Source organism: Bradyrhizobium altum (assembly GCF_020889705.1).
Taxonomy (GTDB): domain Bacteria; phylum Pseudomonadota; class Alphaproteobacteria; order Rhizobiales; family Xanthobacteraceae; genus Bradyrhizobium; species Bradyrhizobium altum.
On the sequence record NZ_JACMYP010000374.1, the window covers coordinates 1 to 6,599 of the forward strand.

At 65.7% G+C, this 6,599-nt stretch carries 6 protein-coding genes; all 6 read right to left on the minus strand.

Going from position 1 to position 6,599, the window contains the following annotated elements; translation table 11 throughout:
- Window positions 1-133 precede the first annotated feature (133 nt).
- The gene (locus tag H8B02_RS43935) at window positions 134-1,186 is read right to left on the minus strand and encodes an ABC transporter ATP-binding protein (RefSeq protein ID WP_229172010.1); all 1,053 of its coding nucleotides are present in this window, start codon (window positions 1,184-1,186) and stop codon (window positions 134-136) included.
- Window positions 1,187-1,462: 276 nt separating this feature from the next.
- Window positions 1,463-1,771: a GIY-YIG nuclease family protein gene (locus H8B02_RS43940; protein WP_229172011.1), complete on the minus strand. Its 309-nt coding sequence runs from the start codon at window positions 1,769-1,771 to the stop codon at window positions 1,463-1,465.
- A gap of 276 nt (window positions 1,772-2,047) precedes the next feature.
- On the minus strand, window positions 2,048-3,232 hold the full coding sequence (locus H8B02_RS43945; protein ID WP_229172006.1) for a pyridoxal-phosphate-dependent aminotransferase family protein: 1,185 nt from the start codon (window positions 3,230-3,232) through the stop codon (window positions 2,048-2,050).
- 132 nt (window positions 3,233-3,364) lie between these two features.
- Window positions 3,365-4,195: an LssY C-terminal domain-containing protein gene (locus H8B02_RS43950; RefSeq protein WP_229172007.1), complete on the minus strand. Its 831-nt coding sequence runs from the start codon at window positions 4,193-4,195 to the stop codon at window positions 3,365-3,367.
- A gap of 33 nt (window positions 4,196-4,228) precedes the next feature.
- Entirely contained in the window at window positions 4,229-4,954 is a 726-nt protein-coding gene (locus H8B02_RS43955) for a thermonuclease family protein (RefSeq protein ID WP_229172008.1), read from the minus strand.
- A 246-nt stretch (window positions 4,955-5,200) separates the two neighbouring features.
- A partial coding sequence (locus tag H8B02_RS43960; protein WP_229172009.1) for a hypothetical protein occupies window positions 5,201-6,599 on the minus strand: 1,399 nt, incomplete at its 5' end.

Sequence of the window (6,599 nt, forward strand, 5' to 3'; positions counted from 1 at the left end):
ATCGCAACCGGCTCGGGTGGCGCGGCGCGCGCGGGCGACGCGAATACCTTGCCGAACGCAAGCGCCGCAGAGCCTTTCAGGACGTGGCGTCTGGAGATTTGTTTCCGCATCGCGTCCCTCGGTTTCTTGTTTGTTATCGGCTGAGGGCGCGGCAGCGTTCGGGCGGCAGTGTCAGCCAGACCTCGCTGCCCCTCTCGACCGCGGTCTCGGTCGGCGTGGTAACCCGCAGCGAGGTGCCGTCAGGTGTCTCGACCATGTAGTCGCGGTTCATACCGAGATAGACCTGTCGCGTCACGATGGCCTTGAGTGTGTTCTGCGATGCTGCGGGGGCTTGCGTCGAGAGCTGAATTTCATGCTGGCGGATCGCAACCGGCGCGCTCTGGCCGGTCGTGAGTCTGGCGCCGACCACCGCGAGAACAGCGCCGGCGAACTCGACATGGGTCGCGTCGCGCGCGGTGCCCTTGATCACGTTGGCCGCGCCGATGAAGCGCGCCACGAATTCGGATTCCGGCCGCGCATAGATGTCCTCAGGCGCGCCGAGCTGGTCGATCTTGCCGGCATTCATCACCGCGATTAGGTCGGCCGTGGTCATGGCCTCGGATTGATCGTGGGTGACATAGACCGTGGTGTAGCGATATTCGTCGTGCAGCCTGCGGATTTCGAACCGCATCTCCTCGCGCAGATTGGCGTCGAGATTGGACAGCGGCTCGTCGAGTAGCAGCGTCTCGGGGCCGACGATCAGGGCGCGTGCCAGCGCGACGCGCTGCTGCTGGCCGCCGGAGAGTTCGCCCGGATAGCGCTGCGCCAGCGGCTCCAGCTTGGTGGTCGCCAGGATCGCGGCGAGCTTTTTCGCGATGGTGTCGCGATCCATTTTGCGCAAGCGCAGCCCATAGACGATGTTCTCGGCCACCGTCATATGCGGCCACAGCGCGTAGCTCTGGAAGATCATCGACATGTTGCGCTGCTCGGGTGGCAGCGTGCGCGCCTTCGATGACACGACGCGGTCGCCGACGCGGATCTCGCCGCCGGATGGTTCGAGGAACCCGGCGATCAGCCGCAGCGTCGTGGTCTTGCCGCAGCCGGACGGCCCGAGCAGGCAGACCAGCTGGCCGTGATCGATCGTGAGCGAGACGTCATCAACCGCGACAAACGATCCGAACCGCTTGACCAGGCCGCGCAGTTCCACCGATGCCAAGCGATCCCTCCATCTTGTTGTTGCAGGGATCCGTGCCCGGCTGTTGCCGGCAGTAAAGCGGAAAACGATGACGACGAAAAGTGTTCGTGCCCCGTCATAAAGTCGTGGCTCGTCCTCGCTGCGTATCCCTTGGCCGCCCTTCCGTCATCCTGAGGAGCGCGAAGCGCGTCTCGAAGGATGCACGGCCCGGATATCTCGGCGTGCTCCGATTCTCTCGCGGCTGGAGCACGGCCGTCGATCCTTCGAGACGGCCGCTCCGCGGCCTCCTCAGGATGACGGGGAAGGGGTTGTTCCGCGTCGATGAGCCAGTCGGCTGATCGTGGCCCAATCCGACCGAATCAGTGCTTCCTTCTTCGCCCGATTCCAGCCCTTGATCTGCCGTTCAGCCGCGATGCCGTCGGTGATGCGATCGAAATGCTGTGACCAGACGAGGACGACGGGTCGGCGATTATGAGTGTAGCCTGGGAAGGCACCCGCATTGTATTGTTCGATGCGCGGCGCGAGATCGTCACCTGTGGCGCTGCCGACGTAGAACGAGTTGTCGGCGCAGCGAAGTATATAAACGTAGATGCCCATCGGGATGATCTCGCGCGTATCGCGCATCGATCATGTAGCAAGCGTTGCGAGCGTCAATGGGCGAATATTCGCGGGCGTTTCGTCGGCCGGCGAACCCTTTCCCGTCATCCTGAGGAGCGCGCAGCGCGTCTCGAAGGATGCACGGCCCGGCTATTTCCGCGCACTCCGATTCTCTCGCGGCGCGAGCGTGGCCGTCGATCCTTCGAGACGCCCGCCTTTGGCGGGCTCCTCAGGATGACGGGTTTGAGAGCGCTAACCGCAGCCTTGGGCCGAAGCCTACGCCTTCACGTTCTCGCCGAGCCACTGGATGGCGGCGTCGGCGCCGGCCTTGCCGTGCGGGATGTTCAGCGCGGTGAGCGCGACCTCGACGACGCCGAGCGTGCCGAGGATCATCGGCGCGTTGACGTGGCCCATATGCGCGATGCGGAAGGCCTGACCCTGCAGGTCGCCGATGCCGGTGCCGAGCACGACGCCGCATTTCTCCTTGGCATAGCGCTGGATCGCAGCGGGATCGGCGCCCTTCACGGTCACGGTCGTCACCGTGTTGGAGCGCTCGGCGGCTTCAGTGATGTTGAAGCCGAGCACCTGGCCCTCGCCCCAGACGGCGACGGCGCGGCGCACGGCTTCGCCGAGCAGCCGGTGCCGTTCGAACGCGTTCTCCAGGCCCTCGGCGTGCAGCATGTTGATTGCTTCGCGCAGCGCGAACAACAGATGCACCGGCGCGGTGCCGGCATATTTGCGGTAGTGCTCAGAGCCCTCGCGCTCGGTCCAGTCCCAATAGGGCGTGCGCAGATCGGCCTTCTTGTGCGCGTCCCAGGCGCGATCATTGGCGGCGACGAAGCCGAGGCCGGGCGGCGTCATCAGGCCCTTCTGCGAGCCGGACATCGCGACGTCGACATACCATTTGTCCATCTCGAACGGCATGCAGCCGAGCGAGGCGACGGTATCGACCATGAACAGCGCGGGATGGCCTGCCGCCTTGATCGCCTTGCCGATCGCCTCGATGTCGTTGTAGGCGCCCGAGGCGGTGTCGACCTGCACGGCGAGGATCGCCTTGATCTTGTGCTCCTTGTCGCGGCGCAGCCGCTCCTCGACCTCGGCCGGGCGGATCGCGCGGCGCCAGTCGCCCTTCAGCACCTCGACATCGGCGCCCATCGCGGCCGCCGCCTGGCCCCAGCCGATCGCAAAGCGCCCGCTCTCCAGCACCAGCACCTTGTCGCCGCGCGACAGCACGTTGGAGAGCGTCGCCTCCCAGGCGCCGTGGCCGTTGGCGATGTAGATGTAGGATTTGCCCATGGTGGCGAACAGCTTCGAGAGATCGCGCAGCAGGCTTTCGGTCAGTTCGAACATCTCGGCGGAGTAGATATCGAGCGCCGGGCGATGCATCGCCTGCAGCACCTGATCAGGCATCGTGGTGGGCCCGGGGATGGCCAGAAATTCCCGGCCCGCGCGAACGGTCATCGTCCTGTTCCTTTTGGGTAAAGCTACGCAAATCATGCGTCTGAGGGGTCAAGCGTGGAGGATATGCCATCGCGGCCGCGATTGCGAGCCGGACGAAGCAATCCAGCGTTTCCAAAAGCGCGGGACACAGCCTTATTTGTCGATGGTCTCGACCACAGCACGCCAGATCTGGTCCTTGAACTGGGTCGCGGCGGGGCTCGGAATCTGCTCGACGGTGCCGTCATTCTTGCGGCAGGCCTCGACCAGCCGCATCACCCAGATTTCACCGTCGGTGTAATAGAGGTCGCCGCCGCCATTATGTCCGTCGAAGGTTGGGCCGATGCCGGTGACCTGGTATTTCGCGGTGACCATGCCGGCGGATTCGAGGTCGGTCGCGAGCAGCGCGCGTTCGGCGTCGAGGTCGGCCGCGATGTGATGCGTCACCGCGCCGGTGTAGCTACTGATGCCGACACTGCGGTCGAGCGTCGCAGCGCCAAGCCACACCGGGCGCTTCTCCTGACCCTGGTCGAGCACCCGCCAGAAACGGACATGGTTGCGGCGATCCGCGCTCGATCCGAGCGGCCGTTCGAAGGCGAGGTCCTCGCGGCGGCCGAGATAGAACAGGCTGCTCACCGGCGCATCCTTGTAGGGACGGTCGAGCAGCACGCTGCCTACGATTTCGATCGAGGATTTCAGCGTGACCGGATCGGCCGGGAACCAGCCGGCCTCGTGCATCGCGCAGACCACGTCCTTGGTGTCGCCGATCAGCCCGACATTCATGGGGTCGCCGGGAATGCCCTGCGCGGTGCGGGTCACCATCGGTAGATTGGCGAGGCCCTTCTGGTGCTCGTAATGCGTCCACAGCGCCGGCAGCACCAGATAGGCCGCGATCAGATAAATGGCCAGGACGAACAGCAGCAGCTGCAGATAGCGCACGCGTTTGCGACGGCGCGCCGCAGGCGGGTTGATTTCGACGTCAGTCACAGCACACGCTTTCGGATCAGTGCGTGGCGCGCCTTAGCGCCGCGTCTCGCGGCAGCCGGCGGCTTCGGCTTCCTCGACCGAGCAGAACCAGCGCGTGCCCTTGCTGATCTTCATCTCGATCTTGGCGTACCAGCGGCTGGTCGGCTGGTGAAAGATGCATTCGCCGGAGCGGTTTACGTTGCCCTTGATGGTGCAGTCGGGCGAGGGCGCCACCGGGCCGGAGGCGGAGGCGAGCAGGATCGCCTTGGCGCCCTCCGGCGGCTTCACGGCGCCGAGCACGGTGGTCTTCTTGTTGCGCACGCGCCAGTCCCACGGCGCGATGAACGCGCCCTGCCACATCCCGGCCTTGGCCGCGCGCGCCGCCTTCTCGTCGGGCTCGTAGTCATGCGAGATGCGGGTGAAGGCCAGCGCCCAGCCATTGCTGACCATCCACTTCTGGATGTCCTCGCCGTCGACCTCGCAGCGCGCAATGGTGCGGCCGCGGCGATCGACCGAGCGCGCGTGGCAGGTCCAGCTCTTGTTGCCGGCATGCTTGATCAGCTCGTCGCGCGCGGCGACGCCGCAGGTCCAGCGCTCACCCTTGGTGTTGAGGCAGAGCTGGTCGGTCGACGGCGCGTCGATCCCGCCGAGCCGGATCTTGACGCTGCCGATCATGAGCTGGTCGCCATCGTGGATCTTCGGCACGCCGGTGATGTCGGCGGCGACAGCCAGCGTCGGCAGCGACAGCAGCAGGCCAGCAGTGAGCAGCGTCTTGAGCATCGGCGTTCCCGGCCAGTCTTTCGTTCAGCGGTCAGTGCCCAAAGGATCGGCAAGGATTGTGCGGGCAATTGGGCAACCCTGCCAGTGGTGATGTGTTTCCGCCAGTTTCAACTTCGCGTCATCCCCGTGCGTCTGCGCCATTCGCCTCCCGGACGGTCCGTAGGATGGGTAGAGCGTAGCGAAACCCATCGTTCGCATCGGCGGTGTCAATGATGGGTTTCGCTTCGCTCTACCCATCCTACGCAGCTACACCGCGACCATCCGCTTCCTGGCCAGCGCAAGGGCCATCAGCACGAAGGCCGACGTCACCTCGGGCCCGCCGACCAGGATCCGCGTCGGCGTCTTCATCTTATTCCATTCGTAGGCTCTGTAGGGCCCCTTGCGGCCGCCCTCGCCGAGGCCCTGCACGATGCAGTGCAGCGCCGGCGTGAAGGTCGAGACCTCGGCGCCAAGATGCGCCAGCGCCATCAGCGCGAGCGCGGCGTCGAACGGGTTCATCTCATGCGTAATCAACTCGCCCTGGACATAACCGAGCACGCGGGCGCGGATCAGCGCGAACACATTGCCGGGATCGATCACGCGCTGCGCGGCCAGCGGCAGCGCGACGAAGGCGGCGTAGCAGCGGCCGAAATAGGCCGAATAGAGCTCGGGCAGATAATAGATGTGCGAACGCGGATTCCTGAACGCGCCGCTTTCGACCAGATTCTTCTGGAAGGCGATGATGCGATGCACCGTCTCGAGCCGCTGCGGCGTCTCGATGATCCGCCAGCGGGCGAGGTTGCGGAACGAGACCTCGAGGATGTCGAGGTTCAGCGTCGGATCGAGGTCGTTGCCGTAAGGCCGCTCGCCGGCGAGATTGTCGATCCAGGTGACGACGCCGCCCTCATAGTCGATGTTATCGTTGAGCGGCACGGTGACGCGCGGCTCGTTGGCGCCCGCGCGCACCTGGTAGCCGCGATAGAAATCCAGCAGCGGCTGCTGCAGGATCGGGTCGTCGGAGCCGGCTTGCGTCGCGGCCGAGAACGCGCACGCCGTGGTGTCGCAGTCGGGCACATAGACGCCGAAGCCGAGGTCCTGCTTGATCTGGGCGAAGAAGCGCGAGAAACGGGGATGCCGCCCCGGCGCCAGCGCGGTGATCACCTTCACGACCGAGCCGTCATGCGAGGGCACCTCCTCGGCGCTGGTCTTCAGGCAGAAGTCCACCATGTCGGCGATCGCGCGCCGCGCCGCGCCTGCCTCATCCGGTGACGCGAGCCCGGTCTCGACAAAGCCGAGCAGCGCCTCGGTGAAGAAGGCGTCGTAATAGGCCGAGCGGTGGCGGATCTGCACCGGCTCCCACATCGGCTCGGCGATGCCGCGCCATAGCGGGTTGATCAGCGCGCGCGCCGGCGAATGCGCGATGAAGACCCGCGCCAGGCTGAACAGTAAGGTCGAGTTCTTGTAGCCGCGGGCGTTCAGCCCGGTCAGCGCCATCAGCATCTCGCGCCCGCTGATGTCGGGGTCGCCGATCAGGTTGAAGGCGGCATAGGTCGGGATGAAGCCGCATCTGCCGAACGAGCCGAGCAGATGCGCGCCGGTCAAGCGGATCACGCGGTCGATCTCGGCCATCGCCGGCGGATGGCCAGGCGCGGTTGCGGCCGGCGGG

Bases quoted from the DNA above. Each gene is read 5' to 3' on its own strand.
- H8B02_RS43940 (WP_229172011.1), bottom strand. From the start codon at position 1,771: ATGGGCATCTACGTTTATATACTTCGCTGCGCCGACAACTCGTTCTAC.
- H8B02_RS43945 (WP_229172006.1), bottom strand. From the start codon at position 3,232: ATGACCGTTCGCGCGGGCCGGGAATTTCTGGCCATCCCCGGGCCCACC.
- H8B02_RS43955 (WP_229172008.1), bottom strand. From the start codon at position 4,954: ATGCTCAAGACGCTGCTCACTGCTGGCCTGCTGCTGTCGCTGCCGACG.